The organism is Aeromicrobium sp., assembly GCF_047607065.1.
In the GTDB taxonomy this organism is placed as follows: Bacteria; Actinomycetota; Actinomycetes; order Propionibacteriales; family Nocardioidaceae; genus Aeromicrobium.
On record NZ_JASGDU010000022.1, the window covers coordinates 1 to 21,768 of the forward strand.

Annotated in this window: 17 protein-coding genes and 1 pseudogene; all 18 read left to right on the forward strand. The window is 65.8% G+C overall.

Going from position 1 to position 21,768, the window contains the following annotated elements:
* The first annotated feature begins 153 nt into the window (after nt 1-153).
* Nucleotides 154-870, forward strand: coding sequence for a hypothetical protein (locus QM597_RS03000; protein ID WP_415003389.1), 717 nt, complete (start codon nt 154-156; stop codon nt 868-870).
* A 140-nt stretch (nt 871-1,010) separates the two neighbouring features.
* Nucleotides 1,011-2,582, forward strand: a complete 1,572-nt coding sequence (locus tag QM597_RS03005; protein ID WP_415003390.1) for a long-chain-fatty-acid--CoA ligase — start codon at nt 1,011-1,013, stop codon at nt 2,580-2,582.
* Between the two features lie 82 nt (nt 2,583-2,664).
* Nucleotides 2,665-3,531: an AIM24 family protein gene (locus tag QM597_RS03010; RefSeq protein ID WP_415003391.1), complete on the forward strand. Its 867-nt coding sequence runs from the start codon at nt 2,665-2,667 to the stop codon at nt 3,529-3,531.
* Nucleotides 3,532-3,834: 303 nt separating this feature from the next.
* A complete protein-coding gene (gene rplJ, locus QM597_RS03015; protein WP_415003392.1) occupies nt 3,835-4,437 on the forward strand; it encodes a 50S ribosomal protein L10 in 603 nt (200 codons plus the stop codon).
* 56 nt (nt 4,438-4,493) lie between these two features.
* The gene (gene rplL / locus QM597_RS03020; RefSeq protein WP_415003393.1) at nt 4,494-4,886 is read left to right on the forward strand and encodes a 50S ribosomal protein L7/L12; all 393 of its coding nucleotides are present in this window, start codon (nt 4,494-4,496) and stop codon (nt 4,884-4,886) included.
* Between the two features lie 281 nt (nt 4,887-5,167).
* Nucleotides 5,168-6,127, forward strand: coding sequence for an ABC transporter ATP-binding protein (locus QM597_RS03025; RefSeq protein ID WP_415003394.1), 960 nt, complete (start codon nt 5,168-5,170; stop codon nt 6,125-6,127).
* A gap of 53 nt (nt 6,128-6,180) precedes the next feature.
* Nucleotides 6,181-6,900 (forward strand): MlaE family ABC transporter permease, encoded by a 720-nt coding sequence (locus QM597_RS03030; protein WP_415003404.1) that lies wholly within the window; start codon nt 6,181-6,183, stop codon nt 6,898-6,900.
* Nucleotides 6,900-7,745: an MlaE family ABC transporter permease gene (locus tag QM597_RS03035; protein WP_415003395.1), complete on the forward strand. Its 846-nt coding sequence runs from the start codon at nt 6,900-6,902 to the stop codon at nt 7,743-7,745. The genes QM597_RS03030 and QM597_RS03035 overlap by 1 nt, the downstream gene beginning before the upstream one ends.
* 6 nt (nt 7,746-7,751) lie before the next feature.
* The gene (locus QM597_RS03040) at nt 7,752-9,182 is read left to right on the forward strand and encodes an MCE family protein (RefSeq protein WP_415003396.1); all 1,431 of its coding nucleotides are present in this window, start codon (nt 7,752-7,754) and stop codon (nt 9,180-9,182) included.
* Complete coding sequence (locus QM597_RS03045; protein ID WP_415003397.1) at nt 9,179-10,249, forward strand: MCE family protein; 1,071 nt, start codon at nt 9,179-9,181, stop codon at nt 10,247-10,249. The genes QM597_RS03040 and QM597_RS03045 overlap by 4 nt, the downstream gene beginning before the upstream one ends.
* Before the next feature lie 85 nt (nt 10,250-10,334).
* Nucleotides 10,335-11,321, forward strand: a complete 987-nt coding sequence (locus QM597_RS03050; protein ID WP_415003398.1) for an MCE family protein — start codon at nt 10,335-10,337, stop codon at nt 11,319-11,321.
* Entirely contained in the window at nt 11,318-12,526 is a 1,209-nt protein-coding gene (locus tag QM597_RS03055) for an MCE family protein (RefSeq protein ID WP_415003399.1), read from the forward strand. Before QM597_RS03050 ends, QM597_RS03055 begins: the two co-directional genes overlap by 4 nt.
* A gap of 5 nt (nt 12,527-12,531) precedes the next feature.
* On the forward strand, nt 12,532-13,893 hold the full coding sequence (locus tag QM597_RS03060; protein ID WP_415003405.1) for an MCE family protein: 1,362 nt from the start codon (nt 12,532-12,534) through the stop codon (nt 13,891-13,893).
* Nucleotides 13,890-15,122: an MCE family protein gene (locus tag QM597_RS03065; RefSeq protein WP_415003400.1), complete on the forward strand. Its 1,233-nt coding sequence runs from the start codon at nt 13,890-13,892 to the stop codon at nt 15,120-15,122. The genes QM597_RS03060 and QM597_RS03065 overlap by 4 nt, the downstream gene beginning before the upstream one ends.
* The gene (locus tag QM597_RS03070; RefSeq protein WP_415003401.1) at nt 15,119-15,679 is read left to right on the forward strand and encodes a hypothetical protein; all 561 of its coding nucleotides are present in this window, start codon (nt 15,119-15,121) and stop codon (nt 15,677-15,679) included. Before QM597_RS03065 ends, QM597_RS03070 begins: the two co-directional genes overlap by 4 nt.
* A 185-nt stretch (nt 15,680-15,864) precedes the next feature.
* Complete coding sequence (locus QM597_RS03075) at nt 15,865-16,428, forward strand: hypothetical protein (RefSeq protein ID WP_415003402.1); 564 nt, start codon at nt 15,865-15,867, stop codon at nt 16,426-16,428.
* Nucleotides 16,429-16,865: 437 nt separating this feature from the next.
* Complete coding sequence (locus tag QM597_RS03080; protein WP_415003403.1) at nt 16,866-20,411, forward strand: DNA-directed RNA polymerase subunit beta; 3,546 nt, start codon at nt 16,866-16,868, stop codon at nt 20,409-20,411.
* 88 nt (nt 20,412-20,499) lie between these two features.
* Nucleotides 20,500-21,768, forward strand: a pseudogene (locus QM597_RS03085) (DNA-directed RNA polymerase subunit beta'); the annotation flags it as partial.

Consider the following 21,768-nt stretch of genomic DNA (forward strand, 5'->3'; position numbering starts at 1 on the left):
CGGCTGCGAAGGCAGCCGCAATCCTCAGGCATTGATCGTGGGGTACTGAATCGGTGTGAGGACAAGTCCGCATCGTCTTTCGGAAACCTCCGCGCACGCTCTTACGCTGATGCCATGAGATGTGGACGCAAGCGGGTAGCGGTGGCGACGTGTGTGGCAGTTTTCCTGGGGCTCGCTGCTTGTGCGCACGAGTCTTCGGGGCCGGCCGGCGCAGACGAGGTTTCCTCCACCCCGACGGTTGTTTCTCTGCCGGATGCTCAGGACATCGTGCCGGAAGTCACGGCGGCGGTGGCCGGTAGCGGCGCTGCTCGCGTTTCGCTGACTGCATCGGAGGTCTCAGCGGGCGGTGATCTGATTTTCGGCGCCGACGCGGCGGTCGTTGGACTCTCGTTGCAGGTCAACGATGTACAGGTGCTGATCGCCGACGGAAGGCATTACCTCAATCTTGGGCAGGCTTCGGGAGGCATGTATCTCGTCGTTGATCCGGCGGGACGATTCGCGCAGACTTTCGGCCCCGTGGTCACCCTGGTGGATCCGGTAGGGTTCCTCAGCCGCCTCGGAGCGGCCGTGACTTCCATCGAACAGCGCGGGCTGAGCGAAGAGATCGATGGAGTTTCCACGACGCCGTACGTGTTCACGGTCGATGTCCCTCAGGGTTTCACCCCCGAGCAAGCCGCCTTGCTGGGCCTGGCTGGTGGCACGGTTGAGGTCACGGTTCTGGTGGGTCCGGACCTTCTGCCGCGCCGGTTTTCCTGGAGCGGTGACGGCGGGGCGGTAACGATGGACTACACCGATTGGGGTACGAAGGCAGGCATCGAGTCGCCGCCGGACGATTTCGTCGTTGACGGGGCGGAGTTCGGCTACGTCTGAGAGCGCGCGTCAACGGGTCCCGATGGCCGAGGGGGAGTGAGGACGCCGCCAACGCCCCTGCGGGTTGTCGGTGCTTCGCGTTAGTCTGACCTTCGTCGGCTGAGATGCCGATCACACCCCTGACTCGATGAGGAGCCGTTGTGGCCAATCTGTCCGCTCTGCTGGAAAACTCCGCGCAGTCCTATCCGGACCGCACCGCGATCGTCTTCGGCGACACGAAACTCACCTACGCCCAGGTCAACGGTGCGGCCAACCAGGTGGCGAACCTGCTGGTCTCGCGCGGCGTGCAGCCCGGCGACAAGGTGGCCCTGTCCTGCCCGAACCTGCCCTACTTCTCGATCATCTACTACGGCATCCTCAAGGCCGGGGCGACCGTCGTGCCGCTCAACGTGCTGCTGAAGGCTCGTGAGGTCGCCTACCACCTCGACGACTCGGACGCCGTCGCCTACTTCGCCTTCGAGGGCACCCCGGAGCTGCCCATCGGCGAGGCCGCCTACGAAGGTTTCCAGGCCACCGAGGGCTGCAAGGACTTCTTCCTCATCAAGCTCGACTCGGCCGCGCCCGCCCCGCTGGAGGGGCCGGAGTTCTACGCCCCGCTCGTCGGCACCCAGCCGCCGGCCTTCGAGACCGTCGAGCGCGATGACGACGACACCGCCGTCATCCTCTACACCTCCGGCACGACCGGCCAGCCCAAGGGCGCCGAGCTGCGGCACCGCAACATGCGCGACAACGCGCTGACCGGCGAGGCGCTCTTCGGCGCGAACCCGGAGACCCCCGACACCTACCTGTGCGTGCTGCCGCTGTTCCACTCCTTCGGTCAGACGGTCATCCAGAACGGCGGCTTCGCCTACGGCGGCACCGTCGTCATGCTGCCGCGTTTCGAGGCCGAGCCGGCCATCGGTCTGATGCTGCGCGAGAAGGTCACCTTCTTCGCCGGCGTGCCGACGATGTACTGGGGCCTGCTGGGCGCGCTCACCCCCGAGACGCCGGTCGATCAGATCGCGGCGAATCTGCGTGTCGCGGTCGCCGGCGGCTCGGCGCTGCCGGTCGAGGTCCACAAGAACTTCAAGGAGCGTTTCGGCGTCACCATCTTGGAGGGCTACGGCCTGTCGGAGACCTCGCCGGTCGCGTCCTTCAGCGTCTTCGGCGAGGAGCCGCGCGTCGGCTCCATCGGCAAGCCGATCCCAGGCGTCGAGATGAAACTCATCGACTCAGAGTGGAACGACATCCCCGATGATCTCCAGGAAGACGGGCACAGTGCGATCGGTGAGATCGCCATCCGCGGTCACAACGTGATGAAGGGCTACTACAACCGCCCCGAGGCCACCGCAGAGGCGATCAACGCAGACGGCTGGTTCCGCTCCGGCGACCTGGCCAAGAAGGACGCCGACGGCTACTTCTTCATCGTCGACCGCTCCAAGGACATGATTATCCGCGGCGGGTACAACGTTTACCCGCGCGAACTGGAGGAGGTGCTGATGACGCACCCGGCAGTCTCGCTGGTCGCGGTCATCGGCGTGCCGCACGAGTCTCACGGCGAGGAGATCAAGGCCGTCGTGGTCCGCGAGCCGGGTGCCGAGATCACCGAGGACGAGTTGCTCGCGTGGGGCAAGGAGCAGTTCGCCGCCTACAAGTACCCTCGTATCGTCGAGTTCCGCGACACCCTGCCCATGACCTCCACGGGCAAGATCCTCAAGAGGGAGCTGAGTTGACTGTGAACGAGCGCCAGCGAGAGAACCGGAGGCATGTCATCGCGACGCCTTCGTACCGTGTCCTTTCATCGGAGGTGTCGCGATGACTGCCGCTGGATGGCATCCGGACCCCGAGGGCCGGCACGAGTTCCGTTACTGGGACGGCAACGGCTGGACCGAGCACGTCAGCAATCAGGGCAACCAGTCGGTCGCGCCGCTCGGCGCACCCCCGCAGCCCGCAACTGCCGGTGCCCCGCCGGCCCAGGCCGGAGCGGCGGCGTTCACCGGCGATCCCTGGGCCGGCCTGTCCGGTGATCTGATCGACGGTACCTACAGCGAGGTCGAGGGCGTCGGTCCGCAGAAGCAGAACAGCAAGCTGCTGCGGGTCCGCATCGACCAGCCGTTCCTGGCTAAGCAGGGCGCGATGGTGGCCTATCAAGGCAATGTCGACTTCGCCTACTCCGGCGGCGGCGCGGCCCGCTTCCTCAAGAAGGCGTTCACCGGGGAGGGCCTGTCGTTGATGCAGGTCAGCGGTGCCGGTGATGTGTTCCTCGCCGACGAGGCCAAGAACGTCCATATCCTGCAGATCGCCAATGGCGGCTTGTCGGTCAGCGGCAGCGCGGTGCTCGCGTTCTCGTCGTCGCTGGAGTGGAACGTCGAGCGGGTCAAGGGCGGCAGCATGCTGGCCGGGGGTCTGTTCAACACGACCCTGCGCGGCACCGGCTGGGTAGCCATCACCACTGACGGCGACCCGGTCGTGCTCAACCCGGCCGAGGCACCGACCTTCGCCGACGCGAACGCGCTCGTCGCATGGTCGCTGGGCCTGCAGACGTCCATCGCCTCGAGTTTCAAGGCCGGTGCGCTGATCGGTCGGGGTTCGGGCGAGGCGTTCCAGGTGGCCTTCCAGGGTGCCGGCTTCGTCATCGTGCAGCCGTCCGAAGGGCCGCCGCCGGCCCCGCCGACGAGCTGACCGCTTGGGCAACGAAGGGACCCAGACACGTGCTGGGTCCCTTCGTTGTCGGCCGTTGAACCTGCGCAGGCCGTCGATTTGGCGGTGGGGTCGCAAGCCGGTAGTCTGGGCACGCCGAAGACCGTCGGTCGGTGATCTTTCCGGATCACCCGAAGTGCCTCACGGAGCAATCCGCACGAGGCGGCCCGCGCAGGTGACGATCAGCGTCTCGATGCGCCCCGTTCCCTGTGTGTGGACCGGGGCGTTTGTTGTTCCCGAGCCATGCGGTCCCGGCACTGACCAACGTGCTGGAAGGAGACCTGTATGGCACGCCCGGATAAGGCTGCAGCGGTCGCCGAACTTGCGGAGAACTTCCGTGAGTCGGGCGGCGTTGTGCTCACCGAGTACCGCGGTCTCACCGTCAAGCAGCTGCAGGAACTGCGGCGCTCTCTCGGTGAGACGGCGAGCTATGCCGTCGCTAAGAACACGCTGACCAAGATCGCGGCCAAGGAGGCCGGCGTCGAGATCGATGACGCCCTTCTCACCGGTCCGACCGCCATCGCCTTCATTTCGGGTGATCCGGTCGAGGCGGCCAAGGGTCTGCGCGACTTCGCGAAGGCGAACACCCCCCTCGTCATCAAGGGCGGCTTCCTCGATGGGAAGCAGCTCAGCGCCGACGAGATCAAGAAGCTGGCCGACCTCGAGTCGCGCGAGGTCCTCCTCGCGAAGCTCGCCGGCGCGATGAAGGGCAGCCTGCAGAACGCAGTCTCGCTGTTCAACGCGCCGCTCGCCCAGACGGCCCGCCTCGCGGCGGCCCTCGAAGCGAAGTTGGCCGAAGAGGGTCCGGCGGACACCGCCGCCGCGACCGATACCCCTGCGACCGAGGACGCCGCCGAGGCGACCGAGGACGCGACCACCGAGGGCTGAACCGCCCGATCACCCATCGGGACCCCCTCGGGGTCTCATCAGGAAAGGACGCCACCATGGCGAAGCTCAGCACCGAAGAGCTGCTGGACGCATTCAAGGAACTGACCCTGATCGAGCTCAGCGAGTTCGTGAAGGCTTTCGAGGAGACCTTCGAGGTCACTGCGGCCGCCCCGGTCGCCGTTGCCGCTGCGGCCCCGGCCGCCGGTGGCGACGCCGGTGCCGACGCCGCTGCCGAGCAGGATGAGTTCGACGTCGTCCTCGAGTCGGCCGGCGAGAAGAAGATCCAGGTCATCAAGGAGGTGCGCTCGCTCACCAGCCTGGGCCTCAAGGAGGCCAAGGACCTCGTCGAGGGCGCTCCGAAGCCGGTCCTGGAGAAGGTCAACAAGGAGACCGCAGAGAAGGCCAAGGAGGCCCTCGAGGCCGCCGGCGCCTCGGTCACCCTCAAGTGACCTCTCGCTAGACCCAGTACGCCGACTGCGGCGCTCTTGCCTTTGGGGAGGGGCGCCGCAGTCGCTTTCGGTGGTGTGCCGCCGGCCGGTCTCGGAGACTCTTTTTGATCTTCGGCTGTGTCCTCCGTTACAGTCGGTTCCTGTCACCTGCCGTGACCGGGACCACGTAACTCCGATCAGAAATGATCGTTGTGACTGTGCGCCCCGTCACACTGCATTACGATGGCACCAGATCCATCACCGGGCCGCTGCGAAGTTGGCCGAACAGAGGAGGGACTCCCGTGGGAGTTGAGATCAAGATCGAGCACCTGACGAAGAAATTCGGCAGTTCGCTGATCTGGAACGACGTCACCCTGACCCTGCCCGCAGGCGAGATCTCGGTCATGCTCGGCCCGTCGGGCACCGGCAAGTCGGTGCTTCTCAAGACGCTGATCGGCCTGCTCAAGCCGAACAACGGCAGCGTGTGGATCGAGGGCGTCGACATCGCCAACTGCCCCGAGCGCGAGTTGTACGAAATCCGCAAGCTCTTCGGCGTGCTGTTCCAGGACGGTGCGATGTTCGGCTCGATGGACTTGTACGACAACGTCGCCTTCCCGCTGCGCGAGCACACCCGCAAGTCCGAGTCCGAGATCCGCTCCATCGTCATGGACAAGATGGAACTCGTCGGCCTGGTCGGTGCCGAGCACAAGCTCCCCGGTGAGATCTCCGGCGGCATGCGCAAGCGCGCCGGCCTGGCCCGCGCCCTCGTGCTGGAGCCGGAGATCATCTTGTTCGACGAGCCGGACTCCGGCCTCGACCCGGTGCGTACCGCCTACCTCAACCAGCTCATCATCGACCTCAACGCGCAGATCGACGCCACGTTCCTCATCGTGACGCACGACATCAACACCGCGCGCACCGTGCCGGACAACCTCGGCCTGCTCTACCACAAACATCTGGCCATGTTCGGTCACCGCGAGCAGTTGCTCACCTCGACCGAGCCGGTCGTGGCGCAGTTCCTCAACGCCCAGCGCGTCGGTCCCATCGGCATGTCCGAGGAGAAGGACGCCACCGAGCTGGCCGCCGAGGCCGGCATCGAGATGCCGCCGCTGCCGCCGGTCGCGTTGCAGCTGGAGCCGTCCGACGGCCGTCCGCGTCGCGCGCAGCGCCCGCCGGGCGAGTGGTGCCGCCAGAACGGCGTCACGCCGCCCCCCGGCTCTTTCCAGCCGGATGCCATGGTCTCCATGGGCAGCAGTGCGTGAGCGTTTCAGCCATCACCGGGCCGGCGCGGATCGCCGGTGGCCTGTTCGCGTTCATGCTGGACGTGTTCTTGGCCTTGTTCCGCAGGCCGTTCCAGCTGCGTGAGTTCATCCTCCAGGCCTGGTTCATCATCCGGGTGACGATCGTGCCGACTGCCCTCGTGGCGATCCCCTTCGGCGCGGTCATCGCCTTGCAGGTCGGCGGACTCATCAAGCAGTTCGGTGCGCAGTCGTTCACTGGTTCGGCGGCGGTTCTCGCGGTCATCCGCGAGGCCGGTCCGATTGCCACGGCACTGCTGATCGCCGGTGCCGCCGGTTCGGCCATCGCCGCCGACTTCGGATCACGCAAGATCCGTGAGGAACTGGACGCGATGATGGTGCTGGGCATCGACCCGATCCAGCGCCTCGTCGTGCCCCGCGTTCTGGCCTGCATGATGATCGCGGTGTTCCTCAACAGCCTGGTCAGCATCGTCGGCGTGGCCGGTGGGTACGTGTTCAACGTGATCCTGCAAGACGGCACGCCGGGTGCCTATATTGCCTCGTTCACGGCGTTGGCGCAGTTGCCGGATATCTATCAGGGCATGGTCAAGGCGCTCGTGTTCGGCTTCATCGCCGCCATCGTCGCCTCGTACAAGGGGATCAACGCCAAGGGCGGGCCGAAGGGCGTCGGAGATGCGGTCAACGAGGCTGTCGTCATCACCTTCACGCTGTTGTTCGTCGTCAACTTCGTGATCTCGGCGCTGTATCTGCAACTCGTCCCGCCGAAGGGGATGTGATGGCTGGCAAGACCATGAGCGCCCGTGTCGGCGACCTCGCCGCAAAACCCGCTGACGCCCTGGAGAACCTGGGCCGCCAGATGGCGTTCTACGTCCGGGTGCTGCTCAACGTGCCGCGGACGATCAAGAACTACTCCAAGGAGATCTTCCGGCTGCTCGCCGAGGTCACCTTCGGCTCCGGTTCGCTCGCGCTGGTCGGCGGCACCGTCGGCGTCATCACCGCGATGTGTTTCTTCACCGGCACCGAGGTCGGTATTCAGGGCTATGCAGCCCTCGACCAGCTGGGCACGTCGGCGCTGTCGGGCTTCGTCTCGGCATACTTCAACACCCGCGAGATCGCGCCCATCGTCGCGGGCATCGCCCTGGCGGCCACCGTCGGCTGCGGCTTCACCGCCCAGCTCGGGGCCATGCGCATCTCCGAGGAGGTCGACGCGCTGGAGGTCATGGCGGTCCCGTCGCTGCCCTACCTCGTCACCACGCGCGTCATCGCCGGCCTCATCGCGGTCGTGCCGCTGTACATGGTCGGTCTGCTGTCGTCGTATTTCGCCACCCGGCTGACGGTCACGAAACTCTACGGACAGAGTTCGGGCACCTACGACCACTACTTCAACACGTTCCTCCCCCCGACCGACGTGCTGTGGTCGTTCGCGAAGGTGCTGATCTTCGCCATCGTCGTCATCTTGATCCACTGCTACTACGGTTACTACGCCTCCGGCGGCCCCGCAGGCGTCGGCGTGGCGGTGGGTCTGGCTGTCCGCACTTCGATCGTCGCGGTCAACGTCGTCGACCTGCTGGCCTCGATGGCCATCTGGGGTACGACGGTGACCGTCAGATTGGCCGGGTGATCGCTCATGCCTCGTACCCCGACTCTCGACCGTCCTTCGGTTCTCAAGACTCTCGGCATCGGCTTCCTGTGCCTGATGCTGCTCTTCGTCTGGTTGACCTGGGCGTTCTTCAACAAGTCCTTCGTCAGCACTGAGGACGTCACGTTGAAGACCTCCAAGGCCGGCTCGCAGTTGCCGAAGAACGCCGATGTCAAGTTGCGCGGCATGATCGTCGGCGAAGTCACCGACATGGAGGTCACCGACGACGGCGTCGAGTTGACGCTCGGCATGAACCCCGACCTCATTGACAAGGTGCCCGCTGGCGTCACGGCGCAGATCCTGCCCAAGACGCTCTTCGGTGAGAAGTACATCGCCTTGATCCCGCCGGAGAGCGCTTCGGGCCGTTCGCTCAAGGCCGGCGACACCATCGAGAAGGCCAACGTGCCCATCGAGTTGGAGTCGGTACTCAACAATCTCTACGGGTTGCTCGAAGCAGTCGAGCCGGAGGAGTTGGCCACTACGCTGACCGCTGTCGCCACCGCGCTCGATGGTCGCGGCGAGCAGTTGGGCACCACCTTGGTCGACCTCAACGCCTATCTGAACCAGATCAACCCCGACATCCCGCAGGCCGTCGATGACCTGGTGAAGTTGGGTCAGGTGTCCGATGTTTACGCTGCGGCCCTGCCGGACTTGGCGCGGGTACTGGAGAACTCGGTCACCACCGGGAAGACCGTGGTCGAGAAGGACGCCCAGCTGTCGGCCTTCCTCACCAGTACCGCGACGCTGGCCGACACGCTGACGGCCTTCTTCGCCGCGAGCGGCCAGGACCTCATCGACGTCAACGCCTACGGACGCCGCAGCATCTACCAGGCGGGCCGCTACTCCGAGACCTTCCCGTGTTTCTTCAACGGCCTCGACGCCGCTATGCCGCGACTGAACAGCATCTTCCGTGAAAACACGACGCACATCAGCCTCGAGATCATCCCGCCGAGTGCTGACTCGACCTCAGAAGGCTCGATGCCTGATCCGTACGAGTTGACCGAGTTGACGGATGTCTCCTACGACGAGCTGAATGATCCGGCGCTGGCCGAGGCCGTCGCTCCGACGTGCTACGCGCTCGACCAGGCGGATTTCGAGACCCGTTGGTCGCAAGACGCCACCTTCAAGGGTCCGGCGCTCGCCGGTGAGTTGTACAAGTTGGTCGGCATGAAGAGCGCCCACGGTAAGTTCTTCAACTACGTCGATCCCGACGGCAGTTCGAGCGACTGGGCCAGCGAGGACCAGAGCGACTGGAGCGTCGATACGAGCACGTGGAACCGCCCCGGTGTGTCGAGCGAGTGGACGCTGCTCGACACGCTGGTGACCAAGAGCGTGGGCCTGGACCCGGAGACCAGTTCTGACCTGGCACCGCTGCTGCTCGGCTCGATCTACGACGGAGCGGAGGTGGCCGTGCAATGAAACTCGACAAGGAAGCCATGTCGGCCCTGGTCAGGGTCGGCCTGTTCCTCGCCTTCACCGGTCTGGTGACGCTCGTGCTGATGTCGATCCTGGCCAACGGGCTGTTCCGCAGGGACACCGAGTACAAGGCCGTCTTCACCGATGCGACGGGTGTGGCCAAGGGCGACGACGTGCGCATCGCGGGAGTCTCGGTCGGCCGCGTGACCAAGGTGGAGGTCCACCCGGGCAATACGGCCCTGGTGACCTTCAGCGTCGACTCCGACCGCCCGCTGACCAAGAACACCGAGGCGAAGTTGCGTTTCCGCAACCTGGTCGGCCAGCGATACATGGCTCTTTCGCAGGACCCGAGCGGCAGTACTGCGGTCCTCGAGCCCGGATCGACCATCCCGAAGTCCCAGACCGAGCCGGCACTCGATTTGAACCTGCTGCTCAACGGCTTCAAACCGGTCTTCGAGGCGCTCGACCCGGAGGACACCAACCAGTTCGCCTACGAAATCGTCCAGGTGCTGCAGGGCGAGTCCGGCAGTGTCGAGAGCCTGCTGTCGACCACCGCCTCGCTGACCTCGACGCTCTCCGACCGAGACCAGTTGATCGGCGACGTCATCACCAACCTGTCGACGACACTCGATATCGTGGCCAGCCGCGACGCCGAACTCGACCAGACGATCGTGACGCTGCAGCAGTTCGTCAGCGGCCTCAACAGCGACCGCGACGCTATCTTGAACTCCATCGATTCGATCTCTGCGCTGTCGCAGGAGACCGCCTCCTTCCTGCAGGAGGGGTCGCCGGCGCTGGCTGCGGACGTCACCGCGCTCAAGGATCTCACCGGCCAGTTGACCACGGGCGACAATTTGCAGACCCTGGAGCAGAACCTGCAGATCGTCCCGATCAAGATGAAGAAACTGAGCAATGCGGCCTCCGGCGGCAGCCAGTTCAACTTCTACGTGTGCAGCATCAGCCTGGCGATCCCCGATCTGCCGGCGGACCTGCTGAGCCTGATCCCGAACAACGGTGAGCTGCAGGTCGGCGGCGACCGGTGCGGCCGCACGCCGATGGGAGGCCAGTGATGAGTGGGCGCAAGCGAGTGAACCATCGGGTCTCACAGCGGCCACCCCGTATAGTCGCTGGTTGTTCTGAAACGGGGATGCCGCTGTGAATATCAAGCCCTTCCGCGAACGCAATCACACGATCATCGGCTTGGTCGGCTTCGCCATCATCGCTCTCATGCTGTTCGCCGCCTTCCGGGCCGACCGGCTACCGATCATCGGTGCCGGTGACCACTACAAGGCGGAGTTCAGCGAGGTCGGCAACCTGCGTGCAGGTGACGAGGTGCGGGTGGCCGGCGTGAGCGTCGGCAAGATCGAAGCCGTCGAACTCGACGGCGACAAGGTGGTCGTCGATTTCAAGATCACCGAGGATGTCGATTTCGGCCCCAAGACCAGTGCCGCCATCAAGATCCGCACGCTGCTCGGCGCGACCTTCCTATCCTTGACCCCGGTCGGCTCGGGCCAGATGGCCGAGGGCGGCACGATCCCGAACTCGCGCACTGACGAGCCGTACGACGTCGTCGAGGCTTTCTCGGATCTGTCCGAGACGACCGATGCGCTCGACACCGATCAGGTGGCCGAGGCCCTGACGACGCTCGGCGAGATAGCGGCCGGGTCGACCGACGAGTTCGGCAACGCCATCGTCGGGTTGTCGGACCTGTCGTCCAACCTGGCCGCACGCGACCAGCAGATCAACGACCTACTCGTCGCCTTGGACACTGTTTCGGGCACCCTCGCCTCCCGTAACGGCGAACTGGAGCGGTTGTTCACCGATGCCAGCACGCTGTTCGATGCGGTCACCGCGCGCCGCGATGCCATTCATACGCTGCTGGTCTCGACGCAGGCGATCTCGGCGGAGTTGACCAACCTCGTCAACACCACGCGCGCCGATCTCAAGCCGGCCTTGGAGCAGTTGCAGGCCGTCACTGACATGCTGGTGCGCAACGAAGCCACACTCGATGAGGTCCTGCGTGTCTCGCCGACGTTCTTGCGGTTGTTCAGTGAGGCGCTGGGTACCGGCCCGTGGTTCGACAACCTGCTGGGTCTGGGCGGCGCACTCAATTCGAGCAACGTCGAGGGGAGCGTGCCATGAGTTCGGTCGGTTTGGCGCAGCGGATCGCGGGAGCGAGCAAAATCTTCACCGTCTTCGTGCTGTTGGCGCTGTTCGCCGCTGCGGTGCTGGTCTTCAATCGCGGCAGCGACGCCAAGACGCTCACCGCCGACTTCTCCCAGACGACGTCGCTGTACGTCGGCTCGGAGGTGCGTATGCTCGGTGTTCCGGTCGGCACGGTCACCAAACTGGAGCCGAAGGGCGAGGTGGTCCGCGCGACCATCGAGTACGAGGCCGACATCGACCTGCCCAAGGACGTCAAAGCGGCGATCATCTCCCCGGCGATCGTCGGGGACAGGTTCGTGCAGTTGGCCCCGGTCTACACCGGTGGTGCCAAACTCGCCGACGACGCCCACCTCACACAGGAGAGCACTGCGGTCCCGGTCGAGTTGGACCAGATCTATCAGTCGCTCGACGACCTCGCGGTGGCGCTCGGCCCCAACGGCGCCAACAGCCAGGGCGCGCTCAGCGACCTGCTTTCAGAGACCGCCACGCAACTCGATGGTCAAGGTGCGCAGCTCAACGAGACACTGAAGAACTTCGGCCAGTTCACCTCGACGCTGAGCGACAACTCCGACGAATTGTTCTCCGGTGTGAGTCAGGTCGAAGAGTTCGTCAGCATGCTCCAGGCCAACGACCAGGCGGTGCGCTCCTTCAACGACAATACCGCCGACGTCGCGGCGGTCTTGGCCGATGAACGTGACGACCTGGCAGCCACGCTGACAGCCCTGACGACCGCCCTGACCAGCGTCGAGTCCCTCGTGCAGGACAATCGCGGCACGCTGCGCCAGAACGTGAGCAACCTCAAGTCACTCGCCGAGGTGCTCGCCGCCCGCCAGGACGAGTTGGGTGCTTTCGCCTCGGCCGGGCCAACGGCACTGTCGAACGTGGTACTCGCCTACAACCCCGGTTACGGCACCCTCGACACGCATGCCAATCTCGAAGGCACGGTCCTGCAGTTGCTGACCGGTACAGGGGGAGCCGGCCGCTTGTTGTGCGCTTTGGTCGGCCAGCCGGTCGATGGCGACGACGCGCTGTGTGAACTCGCGACGGGCCTGTTCGGTTCGCTCAGCCTGCCGACGACGTCGTCGGACACGTCAGCCTCCGAGGCAAGCGGTACCGAGGAAGCGGCCTCGGCGACCGATCCGACTCAACTGGCCGAACTCCTGACAGGGGGTATGCCGTGAAGCGCATGACGATCCGGCTCGCGGTGGCTGCGGGAGCGGCCACGCTGCTGCTCTCCGGCTGCTCGCTCGACCCGACCTCGGTCACGTTGCCCGGCGGTGCCGATGTCGGCGACGACCCTTATGAGGTGACGATCCAGTTCAAGGATGTGCTCGACCTGGTACCGCAGAGTGCAGTGCGCGTGGATGACATCGCGGTGGGCCGGGTGACCGACATCGAGTTGAAGGGCTGGACCGCCGAGGTCACGGTCCTGGTCAACGGTGACGTCGACCTGCCGGACAACGCTCTGGCGCAGATCCGCCAGAGCAGCCTGCTGGGCGAGAAGTTCGTCTCGCTGTCTCCGCCGGCCACGGGTGCCACCGGCAAGCTGGGCGACGGCGACAAGATTCCGCTGGAAAACGCGGGGCGCAACCCCGACATCGAAGAGGTTCTCGCTTCGGCGGCGCTGCTGCTCAACGGCGGCGGATTGGACAACGTCAACACCATCGTCACCGAGTTGAACAAGACGACGGCCGGCAACGAGGCCGAGATCAAGCAGTTGCTCGACAACACCACGGTGTTCCTGGCGCAGATCGACAGCAACAAGGAGGCCCTGCTGCACTCCTTGGAGCAGGTCAACAACCTGGCGATCTCGGCCAATGCGCAAAAGGGTGCCATTACCTCGGCCCTCGATACGCTGCCCGGTGCGCTGACGGTGCTCGATCAGCAGCGCGACGACCTCGTTCGGCTCACCACGGCGCTCCAGAACCTCGGTGACACGGCGACAGGCGTCATCCAGGCTTCCCGAGCCGATACGATTGCCAACTTGCAGTCGCTGCAGCCGGTGTTGGCTAACCTCGCCGAGGCGGCACCCGACGTGGTCGGCAACATCAGTACCTTCCTCAGCTATCCGTTCCCCGACGGGTCGGTCGGCGGGTCGCTGGCTGCGGCGCAGGCGTATTGCCCGCGAAGCAACCCTGACGAACTGCCGGCCGGTGGCATCAAGGACACGCCATCGGGCTGTGGCGGTGACTGGATGAATCTGCACATCAACCTCGACCTGAGCATGGACCAGTTGAGCAACCTGCTCGGTGGCCTGACCGGCAGCCAGTCGGCCCTTTCGCTGGGGACCTCTGGCATGGAGGCGCTGCCTAGTGGTGCTGACCAGTTGACGTCGATGATGGAGTCGCTCTTGGGCCAGACGGCAACGGAATCGCAGGAGGAGTCCTCGACGACCGAGGAAGGCGATTCTGGCAGTGACAGTTCGGATGAGACGAGTACGTCGCAGACCTGCGTGCTGCCGGGCGTCCTGTGCCGCACCACTGTCACCCCGGTCTCTGACGTGGCGTTGACGGGCCTGCTGACCGACTGGAAGAGGGCCGCATCGTGATTACTCGTCTGACCAAGATTCAGTTGCTGGCCTTCGTCATCGTCACCCTGTTCGGGGTGAGCCTGGTCGGTGCGCGATACGCGCAACTCGATCGCCTGTTCGTCGACCGGACCTACGACGTGTCGGTCGACCTGGAAGATTCCGGCGGCATCTTCGCCGGAGCCGAGGTCACCTACCGCGGCATTGCCGTCGGTAACGTCGAGGAACTGACTTTTACCGATGACGGCGTGCGCGCGACCCTCAGCATCGAGAACTCCGCACCGAAGATTCCGGCGAACTCTCACGCGGTGGTGGCCAACAAGTCGGCCATCGGCGAGCAGTACCTCGATCTGCGCCCTGAGGACTCCGGTGCTCCGTACCTGAAGTCCGGTTCGAAGATCGCGGTGGAGAACACCCAGGTGCCCCTCGATACCAAGACGCTGCTGGTCGACCTCAACACCTTCGTCGGTTCCGTTGACACCGACGATCTGCACACGGTGGTCACCGAGTTGGGTACCGCCTTCGACGGAGCCGGCCCGGCGTTGACCCAGATCCTCGATTCCACGGCGGTGGTCGTGTCGCAGGCACAGGACAACATCGACGTGACGCGCAGCCTCATCCACTCCTCATCGACAGTCCTGCAGACCCAGGTCGACATGGGTAGCCAGATCCAGTCTTTCTCGTCCGATCTGGCGTTGTTCACCGACACGCTGGTCGACTCCGACGGCGACCTGCGTGCCCTGCTCGACGAGGGCACCGGTGCCGCCGCGACAGTGAATGCGGTCGTGAGCGAGAACTCCGCCGACCTGAGTTCGGTCTTGGCCAACCTCAACGGCCCGGTGCGCATCGTCGACGAGAACGTGGCAGGTATGCAGGCGCTGTTCTTTTTGTACCCGATGCTGGTTCAGGGCACCTTCACGGTCGCCACGCCGGATCCGGACGAGGCCGGCGAGTACAACGCCGCCTTCGGCATGGTCAACCCGGCTGACATGCTCCCGGCGCCGGTGGGAAGCGTCACCTTGTGCGACGAGGGCTACCGGGAGATCCGAGATGCCTTCGATATCGCCGACCTCGATCAGTACGGCCAGGAGGTCTTCCAGACGGGCCTCGGCTGCACGACGCAGGTCGACGGCAAGAACAAGGTGCCGCGCTCCTCGGAGAACACCGAGCTGTCCCGTACCGTGGTCCCTGCTGCGACCGCGGAGGGGAAGGACGATCTGGAGTGGCTGCTGCTCGGAACGACTCGGTGACGCGGTGGCGCATCGGCGGTAATCCGTCGACGGTGCTGATGGTGCTGGGTGCCCTGGGGGTGATCGCGGGGCTGGTCATGGCCTTCGTTGTCCCGGCGGTGTCCGATGACGGATGGTCCAAGGACGCCAAAGCCGCCGAGGCGGTCGCCAATCAGTTCCTCGAGACCTGTTACGAGGTGGACCCGGCCGATCCGGATGCCACGAAGAAGGCGCTCGACCCCCTGGTGACCGAATCGTTCACGGCGACTTGTCTGGACCTGCTCGCTCCGACCGACGAGGAGAAGAACGCGCTCGGCTCGGCCCAGCTGGTCTTCGGCAACGTCGTGGTGAACTCCGCCGCGACGACGCAGTTGGACGGTGACTCGGCGAACGTCCTGGTGGCCTTCTCCTTCACCGCGACGACCGCGCAGTCCGCGTCCATTGCGCCTCTGGCCGCGCGTGGCATCGTCCACCTGTCGAAGACCGACGGGACGTGGCGGGTCAACGACTTCTCCGAGATTCAGCAGGTCGAGGCGACGATCCAGGATGCGACGCAGCAGGGGGGGAGCGCCCAGTGAGCGGCAACCAGTCATCGCGCCGCCGCCGGATCGCCGGCGAGACCAAGCCCGGGGACGCCACGGCCAGCCGGCCCGCTAGTGCGGCGAAACAGGTCTCACCCCCGGTGGCTCGCGCCCCGCAGCGACCGGTCATCCCGACGCCCCGGCCTACTCCTGCGCGTCCGGGATCGTCGCGTACGGACACGGTGAGCAAGGCATCCGTCGAAGAGACGGCACCGACCGCAGCGTCGCGTCCGGGTCAGGCCGCGCAGCCGCGCGGCGGTGTGTCGCCTCTGGCGGTCCTCGCGCTCATGGTGGGCCTGCTCGCCGCTGGTGCCGGCTATTGGCAGATGCAGCGCAGCGCCCCGCTCAGTTACGAGCAGGCGCAGGAGGCCACCGATGCCGCCGCCAACGCCGTGCAGCAGGTGCTGAGTTTCGACTACCGCGACCTCGACGGTTACGCCGACCGGGTCAAAGGATTGTTGACTAAGAACTATGTCGACAAAGAACTCAACCCGAGCGTCGACGTGCTCCTCCAGGAAGCCCCCGCAGCCGGTGCCCAGGTGCAGACCACGGTGCACGCCGCAGCCCCGCAGGCCTGCAAGGGAAGCTGCCCGGCCGACGCGGTAACGGTGCTGGTCGTCATCGACAAGGTCACCGCGACCGCCCAGCTGGCGACTCCGTCGGTCACGCCGCAGCGCCTTGAGGTCTCCATGAAGTGCGTTGACGGTGCTTGGCTGGTCGACGCCATCACCTACCTCGGCTCCTGAGCGGCGTTCCGGCGCTGCAGTACCTTCGGGCCTGCGGGCATAGGCCGACCCGGCTCGCTCGTTCCTCGCGGTCCCCGAGGTGCGTAGACCCCGGCCGGAGCCGGGGTTCTGAGGTGCGACGAGGAACGAGGGGCCTCGAGGGGTGAGGCCTGCGGTGGCCGCCGTCGCAAGCTCGCACCTCAATGACCGCCTTGCCCATCTGCGCGTCCTCTCACAACCCGGCTCCGGCCCCGAATCTGAGCGGTGGCCAAGGATGGGGGCAGAAATGACCAATGTCAAGGACCCGCCTTGCCATCGGTGAGCGCGTCGGGTTATGCTCATTGTTCGCGCTCGCCTTGCCATGCCCTCATCTGGTTCGACCTGTGCCCTTGACGGGGTTGGTTTGTCGTGCGCAGTGAGCAATCTTCCCGCCCGCGAGCTTTCCGGAAGGACTTCTCTTGGCCGCCTCGCGTACTGCCGCCGCAACTCCCGCCGCGACCCACACCGGTCGCATCTCCTTCGCCAAGATCTCCGAACCCCTCGAGGTTCCCGAGCTTTTGGCCCTTCAGACCGAGAGCTTCTCCTGGCTCATCGGCGACGACGCCTGGAAGGCCCGTGTCGAAGCCGACCTCGCCGCCGGGCGCACCGATGTGTCGACCAAGAGCGGTCTGGAGGAGGTCTTCGAGGAGATCAGTCCCATCGAGGACTTCTCCGAGACCATGAGCCTGTCGTTCCGCGACCACCGCTTCGAGCCGCCGAAGTACTCGGTCGAGGACTGCAAGGACCGCGACGTCACCTACGCCGCGCCGCTGTTCGTCACCGCCGAGTTCATGAACAACGAGACCGGCGAGATCAAGAGCCAGACGGTCTTCATGGGTGAGTTCCCGTTGATGACCGACAAGGGCACCTTCATCATCAACGGCACCGAGCGTGTCGTCGTGTCGCAGCTGGTCCGCTCGCCGGGCGTGTACTTCGAGCGCACCCCCGACAAGACCTCCGACAAGGACATCTACACCGCGCGCGTCATCCCCTCGCGGGGCGCATGGCTGGAGTTCGAGATCGACAAGCGCGACGCCGTCGGCGTCCGCCTGGACCGCAAGCGCAAGCAGAGCGTCACCATCTTGCTCAAGGCCCTGGGCTGGAGCGAGGACCGCATCCTGGAGGAGTTCGGCCAGTACGACTCCATCCGCAGCACGCTGGAAAAGGACTCGGTCAAGCGCGATGAGGTGCGTGCCGATCTGGAGAAGCGCAGCGGCGGCCCGGTCAGCAACGAGACCGTCGACGAGGAAGTCACCAAGCGCTCGCTGCTGGACCTGTACCGCAAGCTGCGTCCGGGCGAGCCGCCGTCGGTCGAGGCCGCCGAGACGCTGCTGAACAACTACTACTTCAACGAGAAGCGCTACGACACGGCCAAGGTCGGCCGCTACAAGATCAACAAGAAGCTCGGCACGGCCGAGGCCTTCGATCAGCAGCAACTCACCCTCGACGACATCGCCGCGACGATCAGGTACGTGGTGGCGCTGCACGCCGGCGAGACCGAGCTGGACATGCCCGCCGGCCCGACCGTGGTCGAGGCCGACGACATCGACCACTTCGGCAACCGCCGCATGCGCACCGTCGGCGAGTTGATCCAGAACCAGCTCCGCACCGGCCTGGCGCGCATGGAGCGGGTCGTGCGCGAGCGCATGACCACGCAGGACGTCGAGGCCATCACGCCGCAGACGCTCATCAACATCCGCCCGGTCTCGGCGGCGCTGAAGGAGTTCTTCGGCACCAGCCAGCTGTCGCAGTTCATGGACCAGAACAACCCGCTCGCGGGCCTGACGCACAAGCGGCGTCTGTCGGCCCTCGGCCCGGGTGGTCTGTCGCGTGAGCGCGCCGGCTACGAGGTCCGTGACGTCCACCCGTCGCACTACGGTCGCATGTGCCCCATCGAGACCCCCGAAGGCCCGAACATCGGCCTCATCGGCTCGCTGGCCTCCTTCGGCCGGATCAACCCCTTCGGCTTCGTCGAGACGCCGTACCGCAAGGTCGTCGACGGCAAGGTCTCCGACGAGGTTGACTACCTGACGGCCACCGAGGAAGACCGCTTCATCATCGCCCAGGCGAACTCGGCCCTGGCCGATGACGGCTCCTTCGTCGACGACGCGGTGCTCGTGCGCCAGCGCGGCGGCGAGGCCGAGTTGCGGCCCGCGGCTGAGGTCGACTACATGGACGTCTCGCCGCGCCAGATGGTCTCGGTCGCCACCGCGCTGATCCCCTTCCTGGAGCACGACGACGCCAACCGCGCGCTCATGGGATCCAACATGCAGCGCCAGGCCGTGCCGCTGATCCGCAGCCACGCTCCGCTCGTCGGCACCGGCATGGAGTTCCGTGCCGCCGTCGACGCCGGCGACGTGACCGTGGCGAAGAAGGCCGGCGTCGTCAAAGAGGTCTCCGCCGACGCGGTCGAGATCGCCGAGGACGAGGGCACGTACACCACGTACCGCCTGGCGAAGTTCCGTCGCTCCAACCAGGGCACCTGCACCAACCAGCGCCCGCTGGTCAAGGCCGGGCAGCGCGTCGAGGTCGGCACCCCGCTGGCCGACGGCCCCTGCACCGACAATGGCGAGATGGCGCTGGGCACCAACCTGCTCGTCGCCTTCATGCCGTGGCAGGGCCACAACTACGAAGACGCGATCATCCTGTCCCAGCGCGTCGTCCAGGACGACCTGCTGACCTCGATCCACATCGAGGAGCACGAGGTCGACGCCCGCGACACCAAGCTGGGTCCGGAGGAGATCACCCGGGACATCCCGAACGTCTCCGAGGAGATGCTGGCCGACCTCGACGAACGCGGCATTATCCGCATCGGTGCCGAGGTCGGCAACGGCGACATCCTCGTCGGCAAGGTCACCCCCAAGGGCGAGACCGAGCTGACCCCCGAGGAGCGCCTGCTCCGCGCGATCTTCGGCGAGAAGGCGCGCGAGGTGCGCGACACTTCGCTCAAGGTGCCCCACGGCGAGTCCGGCACCGTCATCGGCGTGCGGGTCTTCGACGCCGCCGACGGCGACGAGCTCAGCCCCGGCGTCAACCAGCTCGTCCGCGTCTACGTCGCGCAGAAGCGCAAGATCTCAGACGGCGACAAGCTGGCTGGCCGCCACGGCAACAAGGGCGTCATCTCCAAGATCCTCCCCGTCGAGGACATGCCGTTCTTGGAGGACGGCACGCCGGTCGACATCGTGCTCAACCCGCTGGGCGTGCCTGGCCGCATGAACGTCGGTCAGGTCCTGGAGATGCACCTGGGGTGGATCGCCAAGACCGGCTGGAAGGTCGACGAGAAGACCGCCGAGTGGGCCAAGCGCCTGGCCAAGATCGGCCTATCGGAGGCTCCGGCGGACTCGCTCGTGGCCACCCCGGTCTTCGACGGCGCGCGCGAGGACGAGATCGCCGGCCTGATGGCCTCGACCCTGCCCACGCGCGACGGTGTCCGCCTGGTCAACGAGCAGGGCAAGGCCCGCCTGTTCGACGGCCGCAGCGGCGAGCCGTTCCCGGATCCGATCAGCGTCGGCTACATGTACATGCTCAAGCTGCACCACCTGGTCGACGACAAGATCCACGCCCGCTCGACCGGCCCGTACTCGATGATTACCCAGCAGCCGCTCGGCGGTAAGGCCCAGTTCGGCGGCCAGCGTTTCGGTGAGATGGAGGTCTGGGCGTTGGAGGCCTACGGTGCCGCCTACGCCCTGCAGGAGCTCTTGACGATCAAGTCCGACGACATCGCCGGCCGCGTCAAGGTCTACGAGGCGATCGTCAAGGGCGAGAACGTGCCCGAGCCGGGCATCCCGGAGTCCTTCAAGGTGCTCGTCAAGGAGATGCAGTCGCTCTGCCTGAACGTCGAGGTGCTCTCGGCCGACGGCTCCGCTGTCGACTTGCGTGATGCCGAGGAAGAGCTGTTCCGCGCCGCCGACGAACTCGGCATCGACCTGTCGCGCCGCGAGCCGTCCTCGGTCGACGACCTCTGAGGCGGGGAGGCGGGTTGTCCCGGTGGACGACCCGCACCCCGCCGTCATCCCCATAGAATTTTCCGAGAACACGAAGAGAAGAGACAACGTGCTCGACGTCAACAACTTCGACCGGCTCAAGATCGGGCTCGCCACCGCCGATGACATCCGTCACTGGTCGCACGGTGAAGTCAAGAAGCCCGAGACCATCAACTACCGCACGCTCAAGCCCGAGCGCGACGGGCTGTTCTGCGAAAAGATCTTCGGCCCCACCCGTGACTGGGAGTGCTACTGCGGCAAGTACAAGCGCGTGCGCTTCAAGGGCATCGTGTGCGAGCGCTGCGGCGTCGAGGTCACCCGCTCGAACGTGCGCCGCGAGCGCATGGGCCACATCGAGCTGGCCGCCCCGGTCACCCACATCTGGTACTTCAAGGGCGTCCCGAGCCGCCTGGGCTACCTGCTCGACCTCGCGCCGAAGGACCTGGAGAAGGTCATCTACTTCGCCGCGTACATGATTACGCGCGTCGACGCCGATGCGCGCCACCGCGATCTATCCTCGCTCGAGGCCAAGATCGACATGGAGCGCCAGCAGATCACCACCCGCCGCGACACAGCCCTGGCCGAGCGCGGCAAGAAGGCCGAGGAAGACCTCAAGGCGCTGGAGGACGAGGGTGCCAAGGCCGACGTCAAGCGCAAGGTCCGCGATGCGGCCGAGCGTGAGGAGAAGGCGATCCGCCAGCGCTTCGACCGCGAGTTGGCGCGCCTCGACGAGGTGTGGGATCGCTTCAAGAGCCTCAAGGTCCAAGACCTCGAGGGTGACGAAATGCTCTACCGCGACATGACGTACCGCTTCGGCGAGTACTTCGAGGGCTACATGGGTGCCGCGGCGATCCAGAAGCGTCTGCAGGACTTCGACCTTGACGCCGAGGCCGAGATCCTCAAGGAGGTCATCGCCACGGGTAAGGGCCAGCGCAAGACCCGCGCGCTCAAGCGTCTCAAGGTCGTCGAGGCCTTCCGCGCCTCGGGCACTTCCCCGGCCGGCATGGTGCTCGACGTGGTCCCGGTGATCCCGCCGGAGTTGCGCCCGATGGTCCAGCTCGACGGCGGCCGCTTCGCCACCAGCGACCTCAATGACCTGTACCGCCGCGTCATCAACCGCAACAACCGCCTCAAGCGGCTGCTCGACCTCGGCGCGCCCGAGATCATCGTCAATAACGAGAAGCGCATGCTGCAGGAGGCCGTCGACTCGCTGTTCGACAACGGCCGCCGCGGCCGCCCGGTCACTGGGCCGGGCAACCGTCCGCTGAAGTCGATCTCCGACATGCTCAAGGGCAAGCAGGGCCGGTTCCGTCAGAACCTGCTCGGCAAGCGCGTGGAC

Bases quoted from the DNA above. Each gene is read 5' to 3' on its own strand.
- QM597_RS03010 (WP_415003391.1), top strand. From the start codon at position 2,665: ATGACTGCCGCTGGATGGCATCCGGACCCCGAGGGCCGGCACGAGTTC.
- rplJ (WP_415003392.1), top strand. From the start codon at position 3,835: ATGGCACGCCCGGATAAGGCTGCAGCGGTCGCCGAACTTGCGGAGAAC.
- rplL (WP_415003393.1), top strand. From the start codon at position 4,494: ATGGCGAAGCTCAGCACCGAAGAGCTGCTGGACGCATTCAAGGAACTG.
- QM597_RS03030 (WP_415003404.1), top strand. From the start codon at position 6,181: ATGCTGGACGTGTTCTTGGCCTTGTTCCGCAGGCCGTTCCAGCTGCGT.
- QM597_RS03035 (WP_415003395.1), top strand. From the start codon at position 6,900: ATGGCTGGCAAGACCATGAGCGCCCGTGTCGGCGACCTCGCCGCAAAA.
- QM597_RS03040 (WP_415003396.1), top strand. From the start codon at position 7,752: ATGCCTCGTACCCCGACTCTCGACCGTCCTTCGGTTCTCAAGACTCTC.
- QM597_RS03045 (WP_415003397.1), top strand. From the start codon at position 9,179: ATGAAACTCGACAAGGAAGCCATGTCGGCCCTGGTCAGGGTCGGCCTG.
- QM597_RS03055 (WP_415003399.1), top strand. From the start codon at position 11,318: ATGAGTTCGGTCGGTTTGGCGCAGCGGATCGCGGGAGCGAGCAAAATC.
- QM597_RS03060 (WP_415003405.1), top strand. From the start codon at position 12,532: ATGACGATCCGGCTCGCGGTGGCTGCGGGAGCGGCCACGCTGCTGCTC.